Origin of the sequence: Pseudomonas sp. BN415 (assembly GCF_029871195.1) — a bacterium.
In the GTDB taxonomy this organism is placed as follows: Bacteria; Pseudomonadota; Gammaproteobacteria; order Pseudomonadales; family Pseudomonadaceae; genus Metapseudomonas; species Metapseudomonas resinovorans.
Genome location: NZ_SSOK01000003.1, coordinates 1 through 24,790 on the forward strand (window position 1 = coordinate 1; position 24,790 = coordinate 24,790).

Genomic DNA, 24,790 nt, shown 5'->3' on the forward strand with positions numbered 1-24,790 from the left:
CTGTCCATCGTCGGGGTGCGCGAGGGCGACCAACTGCGCCGCCCGTCGGGCATCGACGGGCCGCTGCGGCTCAAACTCTCGACTCTGGGTGGTAGCGGCCGGCGCTGGTGGTTCCTCAATGGCACGCCGCTTGTCTCGACGGCGCCGGAAGAGAGCTTCAGCCAGGCGTTCCGACGCAGTGGCCGGCACCAGTTGAGCGTGCTGGATGAGGCCGGGCAGACCACTCGTCTGGAGTTCACTGTCACGGACTGACCGTTCGTTCAAGTTTTTGACGGTGTCCGCCGATAAGCCTTGTTGGCAAAGAGTGGGAAAATTGTCGAGTGTTTTGTATACAATCGCCCGCCCTCGTCTCGACTCCAACAAGCATTCCAAGGAGACAACTCCATGCGCCTCTGGCAACGCAGCATTCAGTGGCAGCTGATCTTCAGCATGGGCACAGCCCTGCTCGCCGGCATCCTCATCGTCATCGGCATCTATTCGGTACTGATGAACCGCCTGACCGAACGTTTTCTGCTGGATGAAGCCTTGCCTGCCCGCGTAGAGGCCATTGGCAATTCCCTGGAGCGCACCCTTGCGGCGCCCATTACCGCCAACGCCGGTATTGCCGAAAACGCGCTGGTGCAGGACTGGCTGAGCGAAGGTGAAGATCCGTCCCGAGTCGAAGCCTTTGCCCGCTACCTGGAAGGCGTGCGTGCCCAACAGAACGCCACCACCACCTCCATCGCCGTGATGGACAGCGGCCACTACTACACCGGCCAGGGCCTGGCACGCACCATCGACCGCAGCCAGCCGGAGAACCAGTGGTTCTACAAGTTGGTGGACAGCGACCGTAACCGGGTGCTGGAAATCGACATCGACAAGGGCACCCGCCTGCCAACCCTGTTCATCAACCAGCGCATCAGCCGCAACGGCAAGACGCTCGGTGTGTCCGGCCTGGGCTACAGCCTGCAGTCCATGTCCGAGATGATCCGCGACTTCCGCTTTGGCGAACGCGGTCGCGTGTTCCTGATGGACCGCGAAGGCGGTATCAAGGTCCACCCGGACGCCGCGCTCAACGGCAGCGCGCGCCTGGCGGATGTGTTTGGCGCGAGCCCAGCGACCGAACTGCTGGCCTCCGCTGGCAAAGCGATTCGCTTCAGCCGTGACGGAGAGGAATACCTCGCCCTGGCCCGCCCGCTGGAAAGCGTCGGCTGGCTGCTGGTGAGTGAAGTGCCCGAGGCGGAAATCTATGCCGAAGCGCGCAAGGCCATGTGGACCAGCAGCTTCGCCGGCTTCGGCGTGCTCACCGTCTGCTTGCTGCTGGTGGTGCTACTGGCTCGCGGGTTGGTGCGGCCGATCCGCCAGGTTACCGCGGCGCTGGTGGAAATCGGCGGCGGTGGTGGTGACCTGACCCGTCGCCTGGATGAGTCCCGCGCAGACGAACTGGGCGACCTCGCCCGTGGCTTCAACCGCTTTTTGGAAAGCCAGCGCAGCCTGATCGGCGAAGTGCTGGACACCAGCGAGCGTCTGCACAAGGTGGTCGGCCAAGTGGCCCAGGTGGTGGACAACACCGCCGGTCGCGCCGGCCAGCAGCAGGAAATGACCGACATGGTGGCCACGGCTGTTCACGAAATGGGGCTCACCGTGCAGGAGATCGCCCGTAACGCCGGCGCAGCCGCCCAGGCGTCGCAGCACGCGCGTGATGAGTCCCTGCAGGCGCGCCAGGTTGTGGGCGAGTCGGTGGGGCATATCGAGAAGATGTCCAACGAGATCGGCGTGGCGGCCTCGGCGGTGAGCGAACTGGCCAGCCAGGTGGCGTCCATCGACCAGGTGTTGGCGGTGATCCGCGGCATCTCCGAACAGACCAACCTGCTGGCGCTCAACGCCGCCATCGAAGCCGCCCGCGCCGGCGAGATGGGCCGTGGCTTCGCCGTGGTTGCCGATGAAGTGCGCACGCTGGCCAGTCGTACCCAGTCCTCCACCGATGAAATCCAGCAGATGATCCAGCGCCTCAAGCACGGCGCCGAAACCGCGGTGCACTCCATGCACGCTGGCCAGGCGGCCACCGGCACCGGTGTGGAAGCCAGCCAGCGCACCGGCACCTCGCTGGGCGCGATCATCGACCAGGTGGAACGCATCAGCGACATGAACCACCAGGTGGCGGCTGCGACCGAAGAGCAGTCCTCGGTGACCGAGGAAATCAACCGCAACGTCCAGGGCATCGCCGACCTGGCCCATGCCACGGCCAGCGAAGTGCGTGGCTGCCGCGAGGAATGCCAGACCCTCAGCCGCCTGGCTGGCGACCTGGCGCAACAGGTGGGCAAGTTCAGGTTGTAAGGGGAGCGGACGGCGGGACGTTGTCCCGCTTGGCGAATGAACTCGCTATGTCTGCGTTAGCGGTTGCGAGATCTACCACCGGGCCAGCGCCTACGGCGTGCAGGCATCGCCAATGAATTCGCCCCTAAAGAGAACGGTGCGGCGGATGTCGGGAGGCTCCAGCGCGAGTCACCCTTCTCTTCGTCAGGGAGAGGGGCCGGGGGATAGCGACGCAGGGCCAGGCTCTGCCTCCGCCAATTCCAATCGGTCCCGCCCCAGTGCCTTGGCGCGGTACAGCGCATCGTCCACACGCTTGAAGAAGGCCTCGGCACTGCCGCCGTCGCGCTCGTCGAAACAGCCCAGGCCCAGGCTCGCGGTAACCGGCAAGTGCTGGCCGTCGAGTTCAAAGCCGCGATTGGCCAGGTCCTCACGGAACAGCTCGGCCAATTGGCGGGCCTGCTCCATGCTGGTGTCTGGCATCAGCACGCCGAACTCCTCGCCGCCCAGGCGCAGTAAGGCATCGCTGTCGCGGCGGAAGAACGCGCGCATGCGCTCGCCGAACGCCCGCAGGCAGGCATCACCCATGCTGTGGCCGTGTTCGTCGTTGACCCGCTTGAAGAAGTCGATATCCATCAGCAGCAGTGACAACTTGCCGCCATGGCGCTGGGCGCTGGCGCACATCGCCGGGAACAGGTTGTTGAATTGGTAGCGGTTGCCCAGTTGGGTCAGGCCGTCGGTGCGGCTCAGGGTATCCAGGCGCTGGCGTTGTTCCAGCAACTGCAGCTCCAGCGCAATCATGGTGCTGTACTCGCGGTGGCTGCGGTTCAGTGCCAGCAGCAGGTAGCTGAGGTAGAAGATGAGGGTGATCAGCTCGGCGCGCGTGCTGTCTGGCGACACACTCAACGCCAGCAGCCCCGGCAGGTACAGCAGGAGGATGGCCACTATCGCGCGGCGTCGGCGCATGGCGAAGTTGAAGGCCATGGCGGTGCTGAATGCGACGGTGGCCAGGGTGCCGATCAACCTGGACGATAGAAAATCGGGCGACAACAGCACCCAGGCATGGGCCAGGCCCCAGCCGATGGATGACACCAGGATCACGCCCCAGTGACGGTCCAGCCAGCGTTGCAGTTCGGACTCGCTGCCCGCGGCGGGCGGATGGTGCAGCACGCGCGCAGCCAGCATCAGGGTAAAGAAGGCGCTGCCGGCCAGCCCCACGGCCAGGTGCTGCATGGGGGCTGCACTGAACGACCAGCAGAGTAGCCAGGCCAGCAAATAGTAGACGCCGCCAAGCCTTGTGCGTGTGCGGGTGTCCTGCACTTCGCGCCAGAGACTGAATCGCTCTGGGGAATGAGGTAGATCGGCGTCGGTCATCTTTTTGTGATCACAGATACAGCAGAGATCGGCTGAGCTTAGCCGTTCCATTGCGTCAATGACATCAGATTGACATTGCTTCCGTTTATCCCCGACGAATGAGCCAGACGCCGCCGATGATCAGCGCCAGACCGGCCAGCTTGCCCATGCTGATGGGGGCTTCGCGGTAACCGGCCCAGCCGAAGTGATCCAGCATCAGCGCCATGCTTAGTTGGCCGGCCAGCACCAGTGCCATGAACAGCAGCGCACCGATGCGCGGCCCGGCGAAGGCGGCAGTCGCGATGAACACGGCGCCCAGCAGGCCGCCGCTCCACTGCCACCAGGTCACGCCCTTGAGCGCCTCGAACGTTGGCAGGTCGCGTTGCATCAGCACCACGGTGAGCAGCGCAAGGGTGCCCACCATGAAGGACACCAGCGCCGCACTCATGACACTGGAAACCTGCTTGGCGAGTTGGCCGTTGATGCCGGCCTGCAAGGGCAGGAATGAGCCGGCCACGAAGGGAAGGGCGAGTAGCCACCAGGCCTTGGGCATGGCGATCTCCGGGGAAAATAGGGGCGCGTAGTATGCCCGATCGTCGCCATGCAGTTCCTTCAAGGCCACTACGTTTCTCCCTTGAGTATGTTGGCGCTCGGTTGTAGACCTGTCGGGATTCGACAGTCTGCGAATAGGTTGCCACCCGCGCCCCTCCAGGCCCCCTTTCTGGCATTACCCCCGAACCTGACTACCCTTTTATTGGATATGCCTGCCCAGCTATGTACTGGGCAGGGCCTGCCTGATGAGGGAGAACACGATGGACATGAATCGTCGTCAGTTCTTCAAGGTCTGTGCCGTGGGCCTTGGAGGATCGAGCCTGGCGGCTCTGGGGGTAGCGCCCCCGGAAGCCTTCGCCGACCAGGTGCGCCATTTCAAACTGGCGCGCACTGTCGAGACGCGCAACACCTGCCCTTACTGCTCGGTCGGCTGCGGCCTGATCATGTACAGCCAGGGCGACGCGGCGAAGAACGTCGCGCAGAACATCATCCATATCGAAGGCGACGCGGATCACCCGGTGAACCGTGGAACCCTCTGCCCGAAGGGCGCCGGCTTGCTGGACTTCGTCCACAGCCCCAACCGCCTCAAGTACCCGGAGATTCGCGAGCCCGGCTCCAGTGAGTGGAAGCGCATCGAGTGGGATGACGCCCTCGACCGCATCGCCAAGCTCATGAAGGCCGACCGCGACGCCAACTTCGTCGAGAAGAACGACCAGGGCCAGACGGTGAACCGTTGGCTGACCACGGGTTTCCTCGCGGCGTCGGCGTCCTCCAACGAGGCCGGCTACATCACCCACAAGGTGGTGCGCTCCCTTGGCATGTTGGGGTTCGATAACCAAGCGCGTGTCTGACATGGCCCGACGGTGGCAGGTCTTGCCCCGACGTTTGGCCGTGGAGCCATGACGAACCACTGGACCGACATCAAGAATGCCGATCTGGTGCTGATCATGGGCGGCAACGCCGCCGAAGCCCACCCGTGTGGATTCAAGTGGGTCACCGAAGCCAAGGCGCACAACAACGCCCGGCTGATCGTGGTCGATCCGCGCTTCACCCGCTCGGCCTCCGTTGCCGACTACTACGCGCCGATCCGTACTGGCACCGACATCGCTTTCCTCGGCGGCCTGATCAACTACCTGATCAGCCAGGACAAGATCCAGCACGAGTACGTGCGCAATTACACCGACGCGCCCTTCATCGTGAACGAAGGCTTTACCTTCCAGGACGGCCTGTTCAGCGGTTACGACGAGGCCAAGCGTGCCTATCCCGACAAGTCCAGCTGGAGCTATGCCAAGGGCGAAGACGGCTACGTGCGCTCCGACATGACCCTGCAGGACCCGCGCTGCGTGTTCCAGCTGATGAAGCAGCACTACAGCCGCTACACGCCGGATCTCGTCAGCAGTATCTGCGGCACGCCGAAGGAGCAACTGGAAAAGGTCTGGAGCCAGGTTGCGGAAACCTCCGACCCGCGCAAGACCATGACCATCATGTATGCCCTGGGCTGGACCCAGCACTCAGTGGGCTCGCAGATGATCCGCACCGGCGCCATGGTGCAGCTCCTGCTCGGCAATATCGGCATGCCGGGCGGTGGCATGAACGCCCTGCGCGGCCACTCCAACATCCAGGGCCTGACCGACCTTGGCCTGCTCTCCAACTCCCTGCCGGGCTACCTGACCCTGCCGGCTGATGCCGAGCAGGACTACGCCGCGTACATCGACAAGCGCGCGGCCAAGCCGGTGCGACCGGGGCAGATGTCCTACTGGCAGAACTACGGCAAGTTCCACGTCAGCCTGATGAAGGCCTGGTTCGGCAAGTCGGCCACTGCCGAGAACAACTGGTGCTACGACTGGTTGCCCAAACTCGATGTACCGGCCTATGACGTGTTGCGTTACTTCGACCTGATGCATCAGGGCAAGGTGAACGGCTACTTCTGCCAGGGCTTCAACCCCATTGGCTCCTTCCCCAACAAGGCCAAGGTCACTGAAAGCCTCAGTAAGCTGAAGTACCTGGTGGTCATGGACCCGCTGGCCACCGAGACCTCCGAGTTCTGGCGCAATGCCGGCGAGTTCAACGATGTCGACACCGCCAGCATCCAGACCACGGTATTCCGCTTGCCCACCACCTGCTTTGCGGAGGAAGACGGCTCCCTGGTCAACAGCGGGCGCTGGTTGCAGTGGCACTGGAAGGGCGCCGAACCACCGGGCCAGGCGCGTACTGACATCGCCATCATGGGCGGCCTGTTGCATCGCCTGCGCACGGCCTACACGAAAGACGGCGGCGCCTTCCCCGACCCGATCCTGGGGCTGGACTGGAGCTACCTGCGGCCGGATGAACCTGGTCCGGATGAGATCGCCCGCGAATTCAACGGCAAGGCCCTGGCCGACCTCACCGACCCGGCTACCGGAGCGGTGCTGCTCAAGGCCGGCGAACAAGTGCCGGGCTTTGCCGTACTGCGCGACGACGGCAGTACTGCCAGTGGCTGCTGGATCTTCGCCGGCTGCTGGACCGCTGCTGGTAACCAGATGGCTCGCCGCGACAATGCCGACCCCTATGCCATGGGGCAGACCCTCGGCTGGGCCTGGGCCTGGCCGGCGAACCGGCGCATCCTCTATAACCGTGCCTCGGCCGACCCCTCCGGCAAGCCGTGGAACCCGGAGAAGAAACGCCTGGTGTGGTGGAACGGCAAGGCCTGGACCGGCACCGACGTGCCGGACTACAAGGCTGACGTCGCGCCGGAAGCGGGCATGAGCCCGTTCATCATGAACCCCGAAGGCGTGGCGCGTTTCTTCGCCCTCGACAAGATGAACGAAGGCCCGTTCCCCGAGCACTACGAACCCTTCGAGACCCCCATCGGGCGCAACCCCTTGCACCCGGAGCACGCCAAGGTCACCAGCAACCCGGCCGCGCGGGTGTTCAAGGGCGACTGGGAAGCGTTCGGCAAGGCGACCGACTTCCCCATCGCCGCCACCACCTACCGCCTCACCGAGCACTTCCACTTCTGGACCAAGCACTGCCGGCTGAACGCGATCACCCAGCCCGAGCAGTTCGTCGAGATCAGCGAAGTGCTGGCCAAGGAACTGGGCATCGCGGCGGGTGATCGGGTCAAGGTCTCCTCCAACCGCGGCTTCATCAAGGCGGTGGCAGTGGTGACCAAGCGCCTGAAACCGCTGACCGTGGACGGCAAGACCGTGCACCAGGTCGGCATTCCGCTGCACTGGGGCTTCTCCGGTGTGGCGCGCCCCGGCTACATCACCAACACGCTTACTCCCTTCGTCGGCGACGGCAATACGCAGACACCGGAGTTCAAGTCGTTCCTGGTGAAAGTGGAAAAGGCATGAGGAGCTGAGCCATGGCATCACAAGACATCATCGCCCGCTCCGCCACCACCACGCCCATGCCATCCGTGCGCCAGATGGACGAGGTGGCCAAGCTCATCGACGTCTCCAAGTGCATCGGCTGCAAGGCCTGCCAGGTGGCGTGCTCGGAATGGAACGACCTGCGTGACGAGGTCGGCCAGAACCACGGCACCTACGACAACCCGGCAGACCTCACGGCCAACACCTGGACCCTGATGCGCTTCACCGAGCATGAGACCGAGACCGGCAACCTGGAGTGGCTGATCCGCAAGGACGGCTGCATGCACTGCGACGAACCGGGCTGCCTCGCGGCCTGCCCGAGCCCCGGCGCCATCGTGAAATACGCCAACGGCATCGTCGACTTCAACCAGGACAAATGCATCGGCTGCGGCTACTGCATTACCGGCTGCCCGTTCGACATCCCGCGCATCTCGCAGAAGGACCACAAAGCCTACAAGTGCACCCTGTGTTCCGACCGCGTGTCCGTGGGGCTGGAGCCGGCCTGCGTGAAAACCTGCCCGACGGGCGCCATCGTCTTCGGCAGCAAGGAAGACATGAAGGAACACGCCGCCGAGCGCATCGTCGACCTGAAATCACGCGGCTTCGAGCACGCAGGTCTCTACGACCCGGCGGGCGTTGGCGGCACCCACGTCATGTACGTGCTGCACCACGCCGACAAGCCCTCGCTCTACGCCGGCCTGCCGGACGAGCCCGCCATCAGCCCCATGGTCAGCCTGTGGAAAGGCGTCACCAAACCCCTGGGCCTGCTGGCCATGGGCGTGGTGGCGCTGTTCGGCTTCTTCCATTACGTGCGGGTCGGCCCGAACAAGGTGGAAGAAGACGAAGCGCCACGTGGCGATGCGGCGGTGCACAAAGTCGACCCGAAATCGCCGAGCTGAGATAAACGCCCCCTCTCCCTCTGGGAGAGGGCCGGGGTGAGGGAACTTCACCCTGACCAGGAGCTGGACATGAACAAAGACATCGAGCGCTACACCCCCTCCGAGCGCAGCAATCACTGGGCGGTGGCCATCCTGTTCTTCCTTGCCGGGCTCTCCGGCCTGGCGCTGTTCCACCCGTCCCTGTTCTGGCTGACCAGCTTCTTCGGCGGTGGGCCCTGGACACGCATCCTGCATCCCTTCCTCGGCGTGGCCATGTTCCTCTTCTTCATCTGGCTGGCCCTGCGCTTCGCCCACCACAACCGCTGGGAAAAGTCCGATAGCCAATGGCTGAAGCAGTGGAAGGATGTGGTGAATAACCGCGAAGACAAGCTGCCCGAAGTCGGGCGCTACAACGCCGGCCAGAAGCTGCTGTTCTGGGTGCTGCTGCTCAGCATGCTGGTGCTGCTGGCCACAGGCGTGGTGATCTGGCGGCAGTACTTCAGCCACCTGTTCGGCATCGACATCATCCGCCTCGCCGCGCTGCTGCACGCCTTCGCCGCCTGGGTGCTGATCCTCAGCATCATCGTCCACATCTACGCCGGCATCTGGATCAAGGGCTCCATCAGCGCCATGCTCCACGGCTGGGTCAGCAAGGGCTGGGCCCGCAAGCACCACGGCGCCTGGTACAAGCAAGTCAGCAAGGAGGAGGGCAAGCGCTGAGTAAGAGAACGACCGTAGGATGGCGCGGGCGGCGTTCCGCTAGAGCGAAGCGAAACCCATCAAATACGCGCAAACGGCGGGTATCGCGTTGCTCCACCCACCCTACACACAGCCAATCCACTGAAGGAGTCCTGCGTGGCAGGCCAGATACTCGAACCCGGCCAGATCGAGGCCGCAGCCAACATCCCACCCTTCCTTCATGTACCCGGCCGTGACCTGTTCCGCGTTCGCGCCGAGCGCCTGCGTCAGCTTGCCGCTGGCCATCCGCTGGCCGGCTACCTGTTGCTGGTGGCTGTTCTGTGCGAAGCCCAGCAACAGGTCCTCGACAACCCACCCGCGCTCCCCGGGCCAGCGCCCGAGGCCGTTGCCCGCAGTCGCGAACACGGCATGCCGCCCATTGCCTTCGAAGCCCTGGTGCGCGCCGACGGCTGGCTGGCCGCCCTGGATGCGCTGCTGGTTCGCGTAGAGGCCATCACCAATCCCGCCGTTGCCGAAGCCGTTCAGCAACTCAAGATCGCCGACACCGCCCAGCGCAAGACCTGGGGCGTGGCGCTGCTCAGTGGCCAGTTCGACTTGCTGCCACCCGCCATCGCCCCCTTCGTTGGCGCTGCCCTGCAAGTCGCCTTCAGCCACTGGCTGCTGGCCCTGCCCGATGACGTGATCGTGGAGAGCGAGGCCAAGGTCCTCTGCCCGGCCTGTGGCTCACCGCCAGTGGCCGGCATGGTCCGTCATCGCGGCAAGTACAACGGCCTGCGCTACCTCGCCTGCTCGCTGTGCTCCTGCGAATGGCACTACGTGCGGCTGAAATGCAGCCACTGCCAGGAGAGCAAGCACCTGGCCCATCTCTCGCTCGACCGCGACGGCGTGAAGGGCGAACAGGCGCCGATCCGTGCCGAGGCCTGCCCCAACTGCCAGGGCTACCTCAAGCAGTGCTACCTGGAGTTCGACGCCGAAGCCGAAGCCCAGGCCGACGACCTGGCCAGCCTCGATCTCGACCTGCGCCTGAGCGAAGAGGGCTACCTGCGCCGCGCGCCCAACCTCCTGCTGGCTCCCGGATCGGAATAAGCACCTAGACTCAACAACGGACCTGATTGCCCCACGCTAAGGAATGCCCATGTCGGCCGCTCGCTTGCCCTCAGTCGACCGCCTGCTGCGCAGCCCGGCCTGCGCTCCCCTGCAACAGCGATACGGCCGCGAGGCGTTGCTCAAGACCCTGCGCGACCTGCTGGATGAACTGCGCGAACCCGCCCGCCAAGGTCAACTCGCTGCCATCGAACTGACCGACGCCGTGCTCGCCGGCCGTGCTGGCGAACGGCTCGCCGCCTGGCATTCCAGCCGGGTGCGGCGCGTGTTCAACCTCACCGGCACCGTCCTGCACACCAACCTCGGCCGCGCCCTGCTGCCGACCGAGGCCATCGACGCCATCACCCTCGCCGCACGCTACCCGCTCAATCTGGAATTCGACCTGGCCACCGGCAAGCGCGGCGACCGCGACGACCTCATCACCGGGCTGATCCGTGAGCTCACCGGCGCCGAGGCGGTCACCGTCGTCAACAACAACGCCGCTGCCGTGCTGCTGGCGCTGAACAGCCTGGGCGCACGCAAGGAAGGCGTGATCAGCCGGGGCGAACTGATCGAGATCGGCGGCGCGTTCCGCATCCCCGACATCATGGCCCGCGCCAGCGTCAAGCTGGTGGAAGTGGGCACCACCAATCGCACCCATGCCAAGGACTATGAAGGCGCCATCGGCCCGCGCACCGGCCTGCTCATGCGCGTGCACACCAGCAACTACAGCGTGCAGGGGTTCACCGCCAGCGTGCCCACGGCGGAGCTTTCCACCATCGCCCACCGCCACGGCCTGCCGCTGCTGGAAGACCTTGGCAGCGGCACGCTGGTCGACCTCGCCCGCTGGGGCCTGCCCAAGGAGCCCACCGTGCAGGAAGCCCTGCGCGACGGCGCCGATATCGTCACCTTCAGCGGCGACAAATTGCTCGGCGGCCCACAGGCCGGCCTAATCCTCGGCAGCAAGGAACTGATCGGGCGGATCAAGAAAAACCCGCTCAAACGCGCACTGCGCGTGGACAAGCTGACCCTCGCCGCCCTCGAAGCCGTACTCGGTCTCTATCGCGACCCGGAGCGCCTCGCCGAACGCCTTACCACCTTGCGCCTGCTCAGCCGCCCGCAGGCCGACATCCGCGCCCAGGCCGAACGCATCGCCCTGCTGGTGACCACCCAGCTCGGCAGCGCCTGGCGGGTGAGCGTGGAGCCCGCCCTCGGCATGATCGGCAGCGGTGCCCAGCCTGTGGCGCGCCTGCCCAGTGCAGCCCTGTGCCTACGACCGCAACAGCCCAAACGCCTGCGCGGCCGCGCGCTGCGCCAACTCGAAGACAGCCTGCGCACCCTGCCCATTCCCGTGATCGGCCGACTCGACGACGACGCCCTCTGGCTCGACTTGCGCCAGCTCGACGACGAACCGGCCTTCATCGCCCAACTGCCGCACCTGCAGGGGGCCGCTGAGTGATAGTCGGCACGGCGGGCCATATCGACCACGGCAAGACCGCCCTCCTCAAAGCCCTCACCGGACTGGACGGCGACCGCCGCCCGGCCGAGCGCGAGCGCGGCATCACCATCGACCTCGGCTACCTGCATGCCGACTTGGGCGACGGCCAGCCCACCGCCTTCATCGACGTGCCCGGCCACGAGCGCTTCGTCCACAACATGCTGGCCGGCGCCTGCGGCATCGACCTGCTGCTGCTGGTGGTCGCCGCCGACGACGGCGTGATGCCGCAGACCCGCGAGCACCTCGCCATCGCCGAACTGCTCGGCATTCGCCGCGCCCTGGTGGCGCTGACCAAGACCGGCCGGGTAGCGCCCAGGCGCGTCGAACAGGCGCGCGCCGAAGTCGTCGCCCTGCTGGCGCCCAGTGCGCTGGCCGGGGCTGAACTCTTCCCTGTGGATAGCCTGAGCGGGAAGGGCGTCGACGCCTTGCGCAGCGCCTTGTTGGCCGAGGCGAACCTTACCGCTGGGCGCAGCGCTGACGGCCATTTCCGCCTGCCCATCGACCGGGCCTTCAGCGTGTCCGGTGCGGGCGTGGTGGTCACCGGCACCGCCTTTGCCGGGCAGGTGAAAGTGGGCGACGAACTGGTGCTCAGCCCATCCGGCAGGACAGTGCGCGTACGCGGCCTGCACGCCCGCAACCAACAGGTAGACGAAGCCTGCGCCGGCCAGCGCGTGGCCCTGAACATCGCCGGAGAACGCCTGGCCCTGGAGCACCTTCACCGGGGTGACTGGCTACTGGCGCCGCCCTTGCTGGCACCCAGCACCCGACTGGACATCGACCTGCGCCTCCTCCCCGGCGAGCCCCACGACCTCGCCCACTGGACGCCGGTGCATATCCACCTCGGCGCCCAGGATGTCACTGGCCGAGTCGCCCTGCTGGAGCACAACAGCCTTGCCCCCGGCCGTCGTACCTTTGCCCAGCTGCTGCTCAACGCCCCTGCACACGCGGTCCACGGCGACCGCCTGGTGCTGCGCGACCAGTCCGCCCAACGCACCCTCGGCGGTGGCCGCGTACTCGACCCCTTCGCGCCTGCCCGCAACCGCCGCACGCCCGAACGCCTGGCCGAACTTGACGCCCTGCGCGCAGAGAAGCTGGAAGCCGCCTTGCCAGCCTTGCTGAGCACGGCTCACAACGGCCTCGACCCGCAACGGCTGGAACGCCAGTTCAACCGCCCACGCACAGGTTGGGTGCTGCCCGAAGGCGCTGTGGAAATCCCCACCCGCCTCGGCCCGCGCCTCTTCGCACAACAAGGCTGGCAGGCCCTGGCGCAACAACTGGTCGATGGCCTCGCGCGCTTCCACGCCGAACTGCCCGACGAACTCGGCCCCGACCGCGACCGCCTGCGCCGCTACGCGCTTTCCGGACTGGAACGCCCCATCTTCATCGCCCTACTGGAACACCACCTCGCCAGCGGCGCCGTGCAAGCCAGCGGCCCCTGGCTGCACCTGCCCGACCACCGCGTACAACTCAGCCCCGAGGACGAAGCCCTGCGCCAACGCATCTGGCCACTGCTGGAAGCCGGCGGCTTCGACCCACCCTGGGTCCGCGAACTCGCCCGCGAACTGACCGTGGAAGAGGGCGCCATGCGCCTGCTGGAACGCAAACTCGCGCGCCTCGGCCAACTGCACCAGGTGGTAAAAGACCTGTTCTACCCGGATGCGACCATCCGCCAACTGGCGACACTGGCCCGGCAACTGCAGGATGAACACGGCAGCATCAAGGCCGCCCACTGGCGCGACCGCCTCGCCATCGGCCGTAAACGTAGCATCCAGCTACTGGAATACTTCGACCGCATCGGCTTCACCCGCCGCATCGGCGACCAACGCAAGATCAGGGAAGACTCAGCCTTGGCGCAAGCGCCTACGCCCTGATCACAAGTTTTGGAAGGCAAGCACGCTTGGTAGCGGGGTTGGGTTTCAAACCCTGCAGATTGCTAGCTCGTTACGTCGCAAAGCCTGCCGTTATGGGCTTCTCAGCCAATCGCGAATGTCGATTCTGGCCAGTTCGTGCCAGTGGCTTCGACACTTCTTCGACACCTGCCAGCGGAACCAGGTGCTAAGATACTTTGGCAAATTTTGCCAAAAGGTGGACTCCCATGAGCACCATGAACATCTCCCTGCCCGACGCCCTCAAGAGCTTTGTCGACGACCAGGTCAGCCAGCGCGGCTACGGCACCAGTAGCGAGTATGTCCGCGAACTGATCCGCAAGGACCAGGACCGACAGCGTCTGCGCAATCTGCTCCTGGAAGGTGCCGCCTCCTCCCCCGCCGCCCCGGCCGATGACAACTACTTCGAAGCACTGCGCAACCGGGTACGGAACGCCAAGGCATGAAGGCCAAGCCCATCATCCCCAGGGCACTGGCCAATCAGGATATCGACGACGCCATCAGCTACTACCTCAGCGAAACATCCGAGCAGGCCGCACTCGGCTATATCGATGCTCTGGAGCGAGCTTACAAGCACATCAGCCGACATCCCGAGTCCGGCTCATCGAGATACGCCCATGAGCTCGATCTTCCGGGGCTGCGCTCCTGGGGGCTGAAGCGCTATCCCTACCTGGTCTTCTATATCGAACGAGACGATCACATTGACGTATGGCGCGTGCTGCATGGGATGAGGGATATTCCAGCTTGGATGCAGGACAACGACAAAAAATAAATCTGTCCCCTTTTTTCCTGATTCAATTAACAGAGACTCCCGGAGAGTGATCGAAGCATAAGGTGTATTTCGGGATCGAATACAATAAATATGCCCTTATTTTGTTTTTGGGTGGCGTCAGTCTTTATCTTCTTCTTTATTTTTTGAGTTTTAGGTTTGCTGATTTTTATGTTGCCACTTGGGTGTTGCTTTCCTTTGTGGCGAATATGTCCGTGGGGGAGATGCTTTGGGCGATATTAAAAATATTTGTGTATCCATCTTGCATGCTTTTGTACGGATTTATCAGATTGTTTAGAGATTCTATTGTCTCGTTTTGTCTCGCGATTTTTAGTGTCTCGAGTAGTAAGATTGGCTTTATGGTTGTTAAGTTGGCTTGATAGTGGCGCGTGTTAGCCCATAGGGCTAAAGCTACTTGCCGCCGAGCAATACCTCTGCTTCATTCGGTCGCTTCGTGGCTCTCTGTCGCTCTGCCACCGTTCTCCCCATACCCGGCATTCATCTTTGAAGAACTGCTTAGCACCCTTCCTGCATTCCCGATAGTCAATCGAACCGCGCTTGTGGTTGCCGCATACGCTGCCGCCATCGATGTAGTTATTCACAATGGTCCACGTAGCGTAGTAACGGGCGCCGCCGCTCCACTTATCGATCCACTCGCCATGCTTCTCAATGGTCCTGCTGCGTGTGGTTGTCTGCTGGACGGGCTGTTGATAGGCGGATGACTGTCTTACCCCTTCCATGCTCACCACGTTCTCAGGCTGGCGCGGCGTGTAGTTCTGGTCGTTGTATTCGGTTTGTTTGATCTGGGCTTTGCGCTCGGCTTCTTGCTGCTTGACGCTGGACCAGAACATTTCCTCAGCAGTCGGCTGATTTGGGTCCTGTTCTTCGAAAGGAGGGAGGGGAGAGTAGTTGTCCTGCGGCTGCTCGATCGTTGCGACCGGCGCGGAGTTTTGCAGGAAGGGGATTCGGGCACCTGCCAGGTAGAGCAGGCCGGCGGTGATGCTGGTACCGATCAGGCTGGCGATTAGCCATTTACGAATATTGCCGGCCCCTCGCGATGCTTTCAGGTAGTTCGGTGCGTCATCCCAGTCCGCTTTCATTTCTTCACTTCACTCCTTTGAAGTCAGCAACCTACGGCCTTCTTGGCTAGCGCTTTTCCGCGCCTTGCTGAGATGAGGTCTCGCGCTGAGCGTCTTCATATCCGGGACTGATCTGGCCTGCCTCCGGCATCACTTCACCCGTTAAAAGCCACCAACGGAACTGCGGGAATACCTTGGCAATGGCCAGGATCTCCTCTTCCTTGATCTCCCGAGACTTGGAGGGATTCTTCAGGTTGCTCCAGGTGTAGCGACTGATGCCGGTCATCTCCTCCAGCTTGGGCAGCCTGATATCCGACCAGGAGAGGATGGTTATAACGCGCTCTTTGATCATTCCTGATTCATCTAAATAAACTATAGTCAAAATGACTTGAGCTGAATATGCTCGAAATAGATTGAGTCATATTGACTCTAGTTACATGTAAGTAAAGACCAACATAGTGCAACAAAGGCCATGGATGTGGAAGGAACGACCCTCTCGCTTAAGGACCTGCTCAGCCCGCCGCCGGTGATGCCCTGGCGCGAGTTCGCCGACTGGATACGGATGAGCGATGAACACGAGGTGGTGTGGGGCTGGATTCGCAACGGCTATATCCCATCGCACAAGGTGGGGAAGTACGTGATGGTCAACGTGGCGCTCCTGACGCAGCAGCTGCTGGAGAAGGAGCGAAGGGCATGAGCCATCGACACTTTCGACCGCTACCGGCGCCTCGCCCGCGCCGAGCATTGCGTCTGCTCTGTCTGCTGGTGCCCATGCGAACGGGCGAAGTGCGTTCATTCCCGGTCCATGTCCTGCGAGCACGGCCGCCCCGCACGGATATCCAGGGCCGCTGGGCGCCGGGCCTGCTCACTGGTCTTGTTCTGCGGGAAACACGGGCGCGTGCGCCGCGCGCTGAAGTATTGGCTTGTTGTGTATGGCAGCGGCGCGCCCACGCCTTCCATGCCCCTTTGCGAACTGTTCGGCAGGGAGCACTGAGCCGTGTCTGAGCGCCAACCCAGGGCCTTGGTGGCCTGCGAATTTTCCGGCCGCATACGCGACGCCCTGACCCGTGTCGGCTTCCATGCGGTGAGCTGCGACCTGCTGCCCTCGGAAACCGATGGCGAACACGTCCTGGGGGATGTCTGCGAACTGCTGGACCTGGGCTGGGACCTACTGATCGCCCACCCGCCGCACATTGACCTCGCCGTCTCCGGTGCCCGCTATTTCGCCGCCAAGATCGCCGACGGCAGGCAGGGCAGGGCGGTCGATTTTGTGCGCACCCTGCTGGCCGCCCCGATTCGTTTCAAAGCCCTGAAGGGCCCCACGTCGGTGATTTCCACGCAGATCCGCAAGCCCGACCAGACTGTCCAGCCCTGGATGTTCGGCCACGGCGAGCGCAGGTATATCCACTTCTGGCTGGAGAACCTGCCGAAGCTGCAACCCACCCACATCGTTTGCGAGCGCGATCCGGCCGCGCTGTACATGGCGCCCAACTCCGGCCCCGAACGCTGGAAGAGCCTTTGCCGCACTCACCAAGGCATCGCCGACGCGATGGCTGACCAGTGGGGCCGCTACGTGATCGACCAGCTTGCCGGGCGGCCTTGCGCCAACGAGTGACTTGCTTATGTCCTCAGGATCACGCGGAAATTTCGCGCAGCTCACTGAGTGTGAGGCACCCCGTACTGTCGATGACCATGGGTTTGCACACCGGGTGCCAGGCCACCTCCTGGATGTTCTGGAATACGGCCCCACCTGGGATTTCGGCAGTTCATCAAAACCTCCCCGCATGCTGAGCGAGACGGCAAGGGCAACGCCCTGCGCCAAGAATCCTCTCGAACGTGAGGATTTTTTTGGCTTGGTCTGTTCTGTGACTATAATCCTTGCGTACGTGAGGATTCCGAGTAGCTATGCACTCTGATTAAAGAAATCCTCACGACCATGTGGATTATTTCGTGCAGCTCAGCATCGCTCGGTTTTCCTTATGAGCGTGGGGATTTTTCAGTGAATGTGCCAATCGATTCTCCAAAAGCCCTGGGCCATCTCATCCGGGCCTGCCGAAAGGCCATGGATATGCGCCAAGACGTGGCCGCTGGCGTTATTGGCGTGAGCGAAAACTTCCTCGGCAAGGTCGAGCGCGGTGGCGAAACCGTGCAATGGGGCCTGCTGTTCCAGGTCATGCAAGAGCTGGGGCTGAAAGTGTCGGTGGAGGTGCCCGATGAGATTGCAGGGGCGGCGAGTGCTCAGGTACTTCGCGCATTCAACAAATCTTCGGCGGCTCATTCCGGCAAGATCAATCCCGAGTCCGATGAACTGGACCGCCTGCTGCACGCCATTGAAAAGTCCTCGGCCACCTAGCCTGGCGACAAGGCTCGCTGATGAATCGGCAACTGTACGTCTGGATCAACGTCGACCAGGTCGGTGTGTTGGCTGAGAGCAATGGCCTGTCCATGCGCTACGCTCACCTGGCGCCGGGGCACTTCCAGGCCTTTCTGGAATGCAACCCGAGTGATTTTCGACAGTTCTTCGACACCTCCGCGCTTGCAGTGCAAGACGGCACGGAAAAAGCCTTGTAGATCGACATGGAAGGCAAGCACGCCCGGTGGCGTGGCCGGGCTTCAAACCCTAGTTCTTGCGTGGTAGTGGAGAGCAAAGCGGCGTGATTGCTGGGTTCAGCTCCACTGCTACGGTCCGAAATGGTGCTTAAGGTCTCACTGAGTTCGACACTTTTTCGACAGTTCCCGCGTCTGCAGGCGCTGCATCAACGTGAACGCTGTGCCGGCCCAGCGTGATACCCGAAACCGAAAAGGCCTGAACGCACCGCTGAAAGCGTTGATACAGCTATCTCCGGGGTTTTCAGAGGCTGGAGAGTGCTTCAAAAATTAAAAAAATGGAGTGCTACACACCTGAAATTAGGGTGTGCCACTCCATTTTTAGCTTTATTTGATTTCTAAGTTGTGCTGCTATTTTTTTGGTGTTGAAAGTTTTTTGCTTCTCTTAGAGCTTTTAGACGGTTAGGCATGCGGAGAACGCATGCCGTGAACGTCATGGTTTTCCTGCTTTAGGGGGAAACGTACTCATATTTAGAAATTACTGCTCCGTCTTTCCCAAATCCAATTGTCCAGAATTTTGGGAGCAGAAATGCATTGTACTGAAGCTCAAAGCCGCAGTGATCTTCTTGGATCTTGTCGCCTTGCCATGTAGGAGTGTCTCGGCAGCCAAGTCGCCGAAGGTCTGACTTGCCCATGGCATCGGTAACCTGCTCTTCAGTCATGCCCTTTCCAATGGATTCAAACCCATCTGAATAATTCATGTTTTTCCATGAGGTGATGAATCCGGCTAGCAAAATGATCGCAAATATTACGAGAGAAACGGTTTTTTTCTTAGACATTTTTACCTCGGTTCGAATTGATCAATTTCAGCAGGTATTGAATTAGATTTCTTGGGTATCTCTACCTCTACAGCTCCTGCAGAAATCGCTCGATATCCTGCACTGCCTGGTTGGCTTGGTAGAACGGTAATAGGCTGGCCCGTCGCGAGGTCAGTTTCATATGGGTATGCAATTCCTGCTGCAGATAGCGCTGAGTTTGTTCTTGTTGAGCAGTTATCTGCATATGCGATGCTCGCAAAGTCACCGGGTAGTCGTGTGTCTTTGTATGACCGTAAATTTCTCAGAACAGCCTGGTCTTGTTCTTTTGTTGTTTTAATTATGTATATGTTTGTGTTGCGCCTAGGGGCTTCGCGACGTATGTAATCTTTAACGCTTCCGCCGGCCGGAGTGGCATTTCCAAAACTATAGACGCCCGCTCCGGTAACGGCTATCGCAGTATGGCCTATTGGGTTCCCGTCAGTTGCTCCGTTTTCAATTACAGCGATATCTAGCCCAGACGGATCAATGAATCGAAGAGAGTTACCCCTCACATAGCCAAAAGTATTCAATCCCCCAAGCAGCCCAATCGGATCACTCTCCACATAGCGCCCGGTCTGCGGGTCGTAATCGCGGAAGTAGTTGTAGTGCAGCCCGCTCTCTTGGTCGAAGTACTGCCCAGGGAATCGCAGGTTCAGCACCAGGCTACCGTTGGCGAGTCCTACCCCAAAAGCATCCCCCGTCCACTGCCACACGCTTTGCTGGTTCGTGTCGGTGGCCAGTCGCGGTGTGTTGAGGTGATCGCTATGCAGGTAGAACGGCGTGCTGCTGGCGATGGCGCCCTGGCCGTCATAGACCACGGTGACACCGCCCAGTGGCAGGCGATCCAGCCAGAGGTAGTACTGGCCACGGGTCTTCTTGCCCAGGTAATTGAACTGCTGCTCACCGAGCAACTGGCCGTCCGGCCCATACAGGAAGGTGGTCGTGCCTTGCGGGGTGAGTTTGTGGGTGCGCTGGCCGAGGGCGTTGTAGCGGTACTCCGCCACGATGGCACCGCCGAACTTCACGGCCACCAGACGGTTCTGCTCGTCATAGACCATCTGGCGGTCGGCGCGGTCCTGGGTGAGGTTGCCAGCGGCATCACTTTCGACCGGCACGTCACCGATCTGGGTCAGACGGTTGCTGGTGGTCGCGTACTGGTAGGTGAGAGTGGAAGTGCTCTGCGGTTCACCATCCACTATCGGCGTGGTGGCTTTGCTGGTGCGGTTGCCCACCGCGTCGTAGCCATAGGCTTGCTGGCGGCTGGCGTGCTTTTCCTCAGTCAGACGGTCGAGCGCGTCGTAGCTGTAGTTGAGATTGCCGAGCAGGGTGCTGGTGAGTTGGGTGATGTTGCTGTTGGCGTCGTAACCGTACTGGCTGTTCCAACCAGCCACTGCTTGCGTGGTCAGCCGGTAGTCCTGGTCGTAACTGCGGCTGAGACTGACGCCGTTGGCCCAGGTTAGGCTCTTCAATGGGCCGAAGGGCAGGTAGCTCAGGTTGTTGGCGAAGGTCGCGGGCGGGTTGTTGCCGACTACTAGCTGCACCTCATTGACCTGGCCTGCAGCATTGCGCTGATACAGCACGCTGAAGCCTACTGGATAGTCGATGCGGTTGAGCTGGTTTGCGCCGTCATAGGCAAATTGCAGGCTGTCGTACTGGTCGGCGCCGTTCACCGCCACCGAACGGAGCTGCCCGGTGAGATTGCCTTGCGCGTCGTAGTGGTAGCCCAGTACCCCGCTGGCGTCCTGCACGGCGGTGAGACGGCCAATGCCGTGGTTGCCGTCGGCAGTCATGTCGTAGTGGTACTGCACGTTCAGCGCCGGCTTGGCCGGGTACTGGCGAGCGGTCAGGCGGTTCAATGCGTCGTAGCTGTAGGTGGTGACCACGCCCCGGGCGTCGGTGCGCTTGGTCACATTGCCGGCCGCGTCGTACTCGTAGCTAGTATTGCCACTGTCCGGGCTGATCTGCTGGGTCAAGTTACCCAGGCCGTCGTACACATAGCGAGTGGTGACCCCGCGCGGGTCCTTGACCTCAGTGAGGTTGTCCTGGGCGTCGTAGGCCAGATTGGTGACGCCATTCAGCGGGTCCGTACTGCTGACCAGTCGATCCAGGGCGTCGAAGCTGCGGCTGTGGCTGAAGTTGCGCGGGTTGGTGGTGCCGGTGGGATTGTCGTTGAGGTCGTACTGATACTGGCTGGTCTGCCCGGCAGCGCCTACTGAATGCAGCAAGCGGCCGAGCTCGTCATACACCCACTGCTGTTGCTGGGTCAGATTGCTGGAGGGGTCCTTGATCCGCTGCGCGGTGCGATTGCCCATGGCATCGAGGTCGAACTCAACCTTCTCGCCGAGGTTGTTGCTGATAGCGGTCAGGCGGCGGGCACCGTCGTAGGTGTAAGCCAACCAGCTACCGTCGCCCCGGGTGAGCTTGATGATCTGGCCCACCGCGTCGTGCTCGAAACTGGTGGTGCTCCCCGCTGTACTGATCGAGGTCAGCCAACCTTGCCAACTGTAGGTCAGGGTGGTGACCACGCCATTTGCATCGGTGATGGTCTGCGGGTGCCCCTGGGCATCGAAGTTCGAGAGCTGGGTGATATGGCCCAGAGCGTTGGTCACCTGGGTCAGGTTGCCTTGGGCGTCGTAGGCGTACTGGGTGACGTCGGCCATATCGGTACGCGGCCCGTTGGCCGATTCCAGCAGGCCTTGGGCGGTGTAGGTGTAGCTCCAACTGCGGGAAGCCGCTTGGGCGGACAAACCGGTGACGGCAATCAACGCCGCCGCCAGCAGAGTGCGGGATAGCACTGGGTACATGGTTCAGTTCCCTCTGAAATCAGCGTTCGGTAATGGACTGGCCGATCTGACGGCCTTGAGCGTCGTACTCGTAGGTGGTGATGCGATTCGGTTCGGTGACTGTTGCTGGCAGGTATAGGGTCGGGTGCCAGTCAGTGGTGATGGTCCGTGCATGTGGGGTGCCGACGGCTTCAGTTCGGGAGACTTCTCGACCACGACTGTCATACTGAAACTGAGTTTGATTGCCCTTCCAGTCGGTCGACGACTGCCGTAGGCCATTTGGGTAATAGGTGGTAATTCGCTGGGCCGCCTCACAGTTTGGAGTCGCCTCGCCCGAGATTTTTGTTAGTCGGCGCTCGCTGGCGATGACCGAGAATTGATAGCGCGTTCTCTTCCCGAGACTGTTAGTTACTACGTAGCCATCCGAAAGGTAGCTATAACTCAATGAGCCGCTTGGTGTTAGCTCTTGAAGTAACTGTCCTTGTGCGGTGCAACTGCTTGTATATTGTGGTTGGCCGTTCAGATTGATTTGACGAAGGCAATTGGAGCCGTCTTCATAGGCAATGGAAACTTCCTGGTCTGGGTAAACTATCTTGGTGAGCTTGCCATTTTCATACTGAAAGGTGGCTTCGCCCCCCTCCCACTCTATTCTATGCAAGCGTGTTTGCTGATATCGGAAACTGTAGACATGACCGCGTGATGAAATACTCTTGATCATGCCGTATCCTGCATTGTTCAATTCTGCATCAAGGGCGTAGTACTCAATGGTGGTAAAAGGCTCTCCTGCGGGTTGGAATCCGATGAGATTACCTTCGCTCGAATAGACGCGGCGACCACCTGCTTGATCGTGCAGTACGAACGAGCCATTTTCATTGGTTAACGAAAGCCCAGTTCCCCATGCAGTGAAAACACCAGGGCTATCTTCCTTGAATAAGTATTTGGTGAATTCGCTTTCGGTGAGTTGTGCAAATATCTTTTGATAAACTGGGCTGTAGGCGAAGCGAAGTTTGCTGTTTAGCGGTGATGACCAATCAGGGATTCCAAGAGAGCCTGAGCGATAAGTTGAGGTCGACGGCTTTGAGTAGTACTGTAAGTCAATGTCGAGTCCAGGAATTTGAATGGGAACTGCCCTTGCTTGGTAACCCTGGGTTGATGGCAATGTTGTACATGACGCCGGCTGTGTGTCGGTATACTTGGAATTGGAAAGTCGGCAAATATCATCTCCCCAAGAGTGGTATTGGTAAGTTTTATATGGTCCGTCATAGCCAGGCAGGCAAGAGTATACCGGATTCACCCAGTTCTGATAGTGTACGTTGTAGGTGATACTTCCCGTTTTTACATTTCTTAAGTCATAGTAGCAGCCAGGTCCGTATTGGGGGCGAACTCCGTAGCGGGGGTTGAGATAGTCTGAAGTTTTATATTGCCCAGAGTTTAGTGAGGTGGCGATGGATTTGCATGCGGTATGAGGGTCTTCATAATAACGGCCGCTTACAAAGGTAGAGACGTATTTGACTTCTGTCGGTGGCATCATGTCGAAGCCAAAAGATTTGCAGCAAACTAGTAGTGTGGTTGACGCTGCGAGCCAGTAACGTAGCGGGTGCTTTCTGCGATCGGGGAAATTTTCTTCATTGTTGACACGCAATCCATGAGACATATTAACGTTCCGTGTTAATTAAAATTCGCTGGTAGTCCGGCCGAGTGGTCGGCCTTGTTCGTCGTATTGATAGGTTGTTATGCGATCCGGTTCAGTAATGGTCACCGGCAGGAACAGAGTTGGGTGCCAGTCGGTGACGATAGTGCGAGCCTGCGGAGTTCCTGCAGCTTCGGTGCGGGAACTCTCCAGGCCACGGGCGTTGTAGTCGTAGGTGGTAGTTAGGCCGCGATTGTCGGTCTTTGTCTTCAGTAGACCACGTTGGTCGTAGGTGAAGGTGGAGTTGCTATTGGGGCAGTTGGGGGAGGGCTCGCCTTCGATAGCAGTGATACGCTTGATGCCCTGAATGACTTGGAAGCGGTAGGTGGTTCGCTTGCCTAGTTCATTGGTGATCGTGGTGGATCCATCGGGGTTGTAACTCACAAGAATCTTTTCAGCGCTGTCTGCATGTTCGCTGGATATCGCACGGCCCTGGTTGTCATATTTCCAAGTGGCGTAGCGAACATTGAGTTCGTCGGTAATGCCGGTGAGTAATGCATTGTTATTGCTGTCTTCGTAGTGGAATTGGCGTTGGGAAGTTGTTCCGCTGGAAGTGCGGCTTAGAGACGTGAGGCGTTTGTTGGTGTTGTAGTTATAGGTGATTTGAATGTTTGAGGTGTTGAAGGTAAGTGGTTGGTGGTCCAAGTCCTCGGTGATAAGAAGGCTTTGTCCGTAATTGTCTGTTACTGTGATTTTGTTGTTTTCGTAAAGTAGGGTTTGCTCTCTTCCTTTTGGGCTTGTGCGTTTGATATTTTTGCCTTCTTCGTTAAATACAAAGCGCTCATTTTCGGTTGAGGTATAAACCCAGTGCTCGTCTTCCTTGGAAAGTTTTCCTAAGTTGATGCTATCACTAGTTGCTAAATTTTCTTGTACGGTAAAGAATCCTTCTGAGCCATCCGCCATGACCAAGGTTAAGTATTGATTTGAGCCGATTTTGGAGGGCTTTAGATGAGTTGAATAATTGTGTCGCCAAACGCCGTCTAGACTGTTATAGCTTCTTGAGAAGTTGATTGTTTCATTTTTTGCGTGTGTGTAGTCGGTTTCTATTTGATATTTGTTTCCAATGGAAAAAATAATAGGATTGCCAGTGCAAGATTTAGGTGAATTATCGCTTTCCTTGGGAGCGCCCTTTTGGATGCTAACACACTGTCCAGTTTCTGGCCTAAATACAGCCCCCGCTGCGCAGGAGTCACCTAGTCGAAACATTGGGTTTACCCAGCGCGGTATTCCTGCAGTGTTTTTTAGAATGCAGTCTGCCTGGGTGCCTGCTCTATATAATTCTGAGATCTCTTTAGTTGGATATGGCGTGGTTTTTCTAGCTGCTTCACATAGTGTCTCAGGGGAGGCATTAGCACCAAGCGAAAGGTTGTCGGGAAGGAATTTCCATGAATATGTAGTTGCCGAAGAGAGGTTGGGAAAAAATGTAGAGAAAAAGCAGGCGGAGAAATATAAAATAAACCGCTGGTTCATC

General features: G+C 60.6%; 21 protein-coding genes and 1 pseudogene. 14 read left to right on the plus strand and 8 right to left on the minus strand.

Features of this window, described 5'->3' with window-relative positions:
• Positions 1 to 252: pseudogene (locus tag E8F20_RS00015) on the plus strand (penicillin-binding protein 1C); the annotation flags it as partial.
• A 132-nt stretch (positions 253 to 384) separates the two neighbouring features.
• Positions 385 to 2,316: a methyl-accepting chemotaxis protein gene (locus E8F20_RS00020; RefSeq protein WP_280281871.1), complete on the plus strand. Its 1,932-nt coding sequence runs from the start codon at positions 385 to 387 to the stop codon at positions 2,314 to 2,316.
• 183 nt (positions 2,317 to 2,499) lie between these two features.
• Here the strand turns inward: E8F20_RS00020 and E8F20_RS00025 are convergent, their stop codons facing one another.
• Entirely contained in the window at positions 2,500 to 3,666 is a 1,167-nt protein-coding gene (locus tag E8F20_RS00025) for a GGDEF domain-containing protein (protein WP_280281872.1), read from the minus strand.
• A gap of 85 nt (positions 3,667 to 3,751) precedes the next feature.
• Positions 3,752 to 4,198 carry a DMT family transporter gene (locus E8F20_RS00030; protein WP_280281873.1) on the minus strand — a complete coding sequence of 149 codons (447 nt, stop codon included), beginning with the start codon at positions 4,196 to 4,198 and terminating at the stop codon, positions 3,752 to 3,754.
• 259 nt (positions 4,199 to 4,457) lie between these two features.
• Between E8F20_RS00030 and fdnG the strand changes: the two genes are divergently transcribed.
• The 8 genes from fdnG to E8F20_RS00070 all read left to right on the plus strand — a co-directional run bounded on the left by fdnG (position 4,458) and on the right by E8F20_RS00070 (position 14,366).
• On the plus strand, positions 4,458 to 7,532 hold the full coding sequence (gene fdnG, locus E8F20_RS00035; RefSeq protein ID WP_280281874.1) for a formate dehydrogenase-N subunit alpha: 3,075 nt from the start codon (positions 4,458 to 4,460) through the stop codon (positions 7,530 to 7,532).
• An 11-nt stretch (positions 7,533 to 7,543) separates the two neighbouring features.
• Positions 7,544 to 8,449, plus strand: a complete 906-nt coding sequence (gene fdxH / locus E8F20_RS00040) for a formate dehydrogenase subunit beta (RefSeq protein ID WP_280281875.1) — start codon at positions 7,544 to 7,546, stop codon at positions 8,447 to 8,449.
• Between the two features lie 69 nt (positions 8,450 to 8,518).
• On the plus strand, positions 8,519 to 9,148 hold the full coding sequence (locus E8F20_RS00045; protein WP_280281876.1) for a formate dehydrogenase subunit gamma: 630 nt from the start codon (positions 8,519 to 8,521) through the stop codon (positions 9,146 to 9,148).
• A 135-nt stretch (positions 9,149 to 9,283) separates the two neighbouring features.
• Positions 9,284 to 10,213 (plus strand): formate dehydrogenase accessory protein FdhE, encoded by a 930-nt coding sequence (gene fdhE, locus E8F20_RS00050; RefSeq protein ID WP_280281877.1) that lies wholly within the window; start codon positions 9,284 to 9,286, stop codon positions 10,211 to 10,213.
• A 49-nt stretch (positions 10,214 to 10,262) separates the two neighbouring features.
• Positions 10,263 to 11,669 carry an L-seryl-tRNA(Sec) selenium transferase gene (selA, locus tag E8F20_RS00055; RefSeq protein ID WP_280281878.1) on the plus strand — a complete coding sequence of 469 codons (1,407 nt, stop codon included), beginning with the start codon at positions 10,263 to 10,265 and terminating at the stop codon, positions 11,667 to 11,669.
• Complete coding sequence (gene selB / locus E8F20_RS00060) at positions 11,666 to 13,579, plus strand: selenocysteine-specific translation elongation factor (protein WP_280281879.1); 1,914 nt, start codon at positions 11,666 to 11,668, stop codon at positions 13,577 to 13,579. Before selA ends, selB begins: the two co-directional genes overlap by 4 nt.
• Before the next feature lie 224 nt (positions 13,580 to 13,803).
• Positions 13,804 to 14,040 carry a type II toxin-antitoxin system ParD family antitoxin gene (locus tag E8F20_RS00065; RefSeq protein WP_137821134.1) on the plus strand — a complete coding sequence of 79 codons (237 nt, stop codon included), beginning with the start codon at positions 13,804 to 13,806 and terminating at the stop codon, positions 14,038 to 14,040.
• Entirely contained in the window at positions 14,037 to 14,366 is a 330-nt protein-coding gene (locus tag E8F20_RS00070; RefSeq protein WP_280281880.1) for a type II toxin-antitoxin system RelE/ParE family toxin, read from the plus strand. Before E8F20_RS00065 ends, E8F20_RS00070 begins: the two co-directional genes overlap by 4 nt.
• Before the next feature lie 389 nt (positions 14,367 to 14,755).
• On the opposite strand, the gene E8F20_RS00075 is transcribed toward E8F20_RS00070, so the two are convergent.
• Both E8F20_RS00075 and E8F20_RS00080 read right to left on the minus strand, forming a co-directional pair.
• A complete protein-coding gene (locus tag E8F20_RS00075; protein WP_280281881.1) occupies positions 14,756 to 15,463 on the minus strand; it encodes a hypothetical protein in 708 nt (235 codons plus the stop codon).
• Positions 15,464 to 15,509: 46 nt separating this feature from the next.
• Positions 15,510 to 15,794 (minus strand): XRE family transcriptional regulator, encoded by a 285-nt coding sequence (locus E8F20_RS00080; protein ID WP_280281882.1) that lies wholly within the window; start codon positions 15,792 to 15,794, stop codon positions 15,510 to 15,512.
• A 120-nt stretch (positions 15,795 to 15,914) separates the two neighbouring features.
• On the opposite strand from E8F20_RS00080, the gene E8F20_RS00085 reads away from it, so the two are divergent.
• The 4 genes from E8F20_RS00085 to E8F20_RS00100 all read left to right on the plus strand — a co-directional run bounded on the left by E8F20_RS00085 (position 15,915) and on the right by E8F20_RS00100 (position 18,013).
• Positions 15,915 to 16,139 carry a DNA-binding protein gene (locus E8F20_RS00085; RefSeq protein WP_280281883.1) on the plus strand — a complete coding sequence of 75 codons (225 nt, stop codon included), beginning with the start codon at positions 15,915 to 15,917 and terminating at the stop codon, positions 16,137 to 16,139.
• Positions 16,140 to 16,439: 300 nt separating this feature from the next.
• Positions 16,440 to 17,057, plus strand: coding sequence for a DNA cytosine methyltransferase (locus E8F20_RS00090; RefSeq protein ID WP_280281884.1), 618 nt, complete (start codon positions 16,440 to 16,442; stop codon positions 17,055 to 17,057).
• A gap of 321 nt (positions 17,058 to 17,378) precedes the next feature.
• Positions 17,379 to 17,795, plus strand: coding sequence for a helix-turn-helix domain-containing protein (locus E8F20_RS00095; protein WP_280281885.1), 417 nt, complete (start codon positions 17,379 to 17,381; stop codon positions 17,793 to 17,795).
• Positions 17,796 to 17,815: 20 nt separating this feature from the next.
• A complete protein-coding gene (locus tag E8F20_RS00100) occupies positions 17,816 to 18,013 on the plus strand; it encodes a hypothetical protein (protein WP_280281886.1) in 198 nt (65 codons plus the stop codon).
• A gap of 485 nt (positions 18,014 to 18,498) precedes the next feature.
• Here E8F20_RS00100 and E8F20_RS00105 read toward each other — a convergent pair whose 3' ends face one another.
• Genes E8F20_RS00105 through E8F20_RS00120 form a run of 4 tightly spaced genes read right to left on the minus strand, consistent with a single transcriptional unit; the run spans position 18,499 to position 24,789 of the window.
• Positions 18,499 to 18,828 (minus strand): hypothetical protein, encoded by a 330-nt coding sequence (locus E8F20_RS00105; RefSeq protein WP_280281887.1) that lies wholly within the window; start codon positions 18,826 to 18,828, stop codon positions 18,499 to 18,501.
• 2 nt (positions 18,829 to 18,830) lie between these two features.
• Positions 18,831 to 21,650: an RHS repeat-associated core domain-containing protein gene (locus E8F20_RS00110; protein WP_280281888.1), complete on the minus strand. Its 2,820-nt coding sequence runs from the start codon at positions 21,648 to 21,650 to the stop codon at positions 18,831 to 18,833.
• A gap of 19 nt (positions 21,651 to 21,669) precedes the next feature.
• A complete protein-coding gene (locus E8F20_RS00115) occupies positions 21,670 to 23,283 on the minus strand; it encodes an RHS repeat protein (RefSeq protein WP_280281889.1) in 1,614 nt (537 codons plus the stop codon).
• Between the two features lie 18 nt (positions 23,284 to 23,301).
• Positions 23,302 to 24,789 carry a DUF6531 domain-containing protein gene (locus E8F20_RS00120; RefSeq protein ID WP_280281890.1) on the minus strand — a complete coding sequence of 496 codons (1,488 nt, stop codon included), beginning with the start codon at positions 24,787 to 24,789 and terminating at the stop codon, positions 23,302 to 23,304.
• Position 24,790 lies beyond the last annotated feature (1 nt).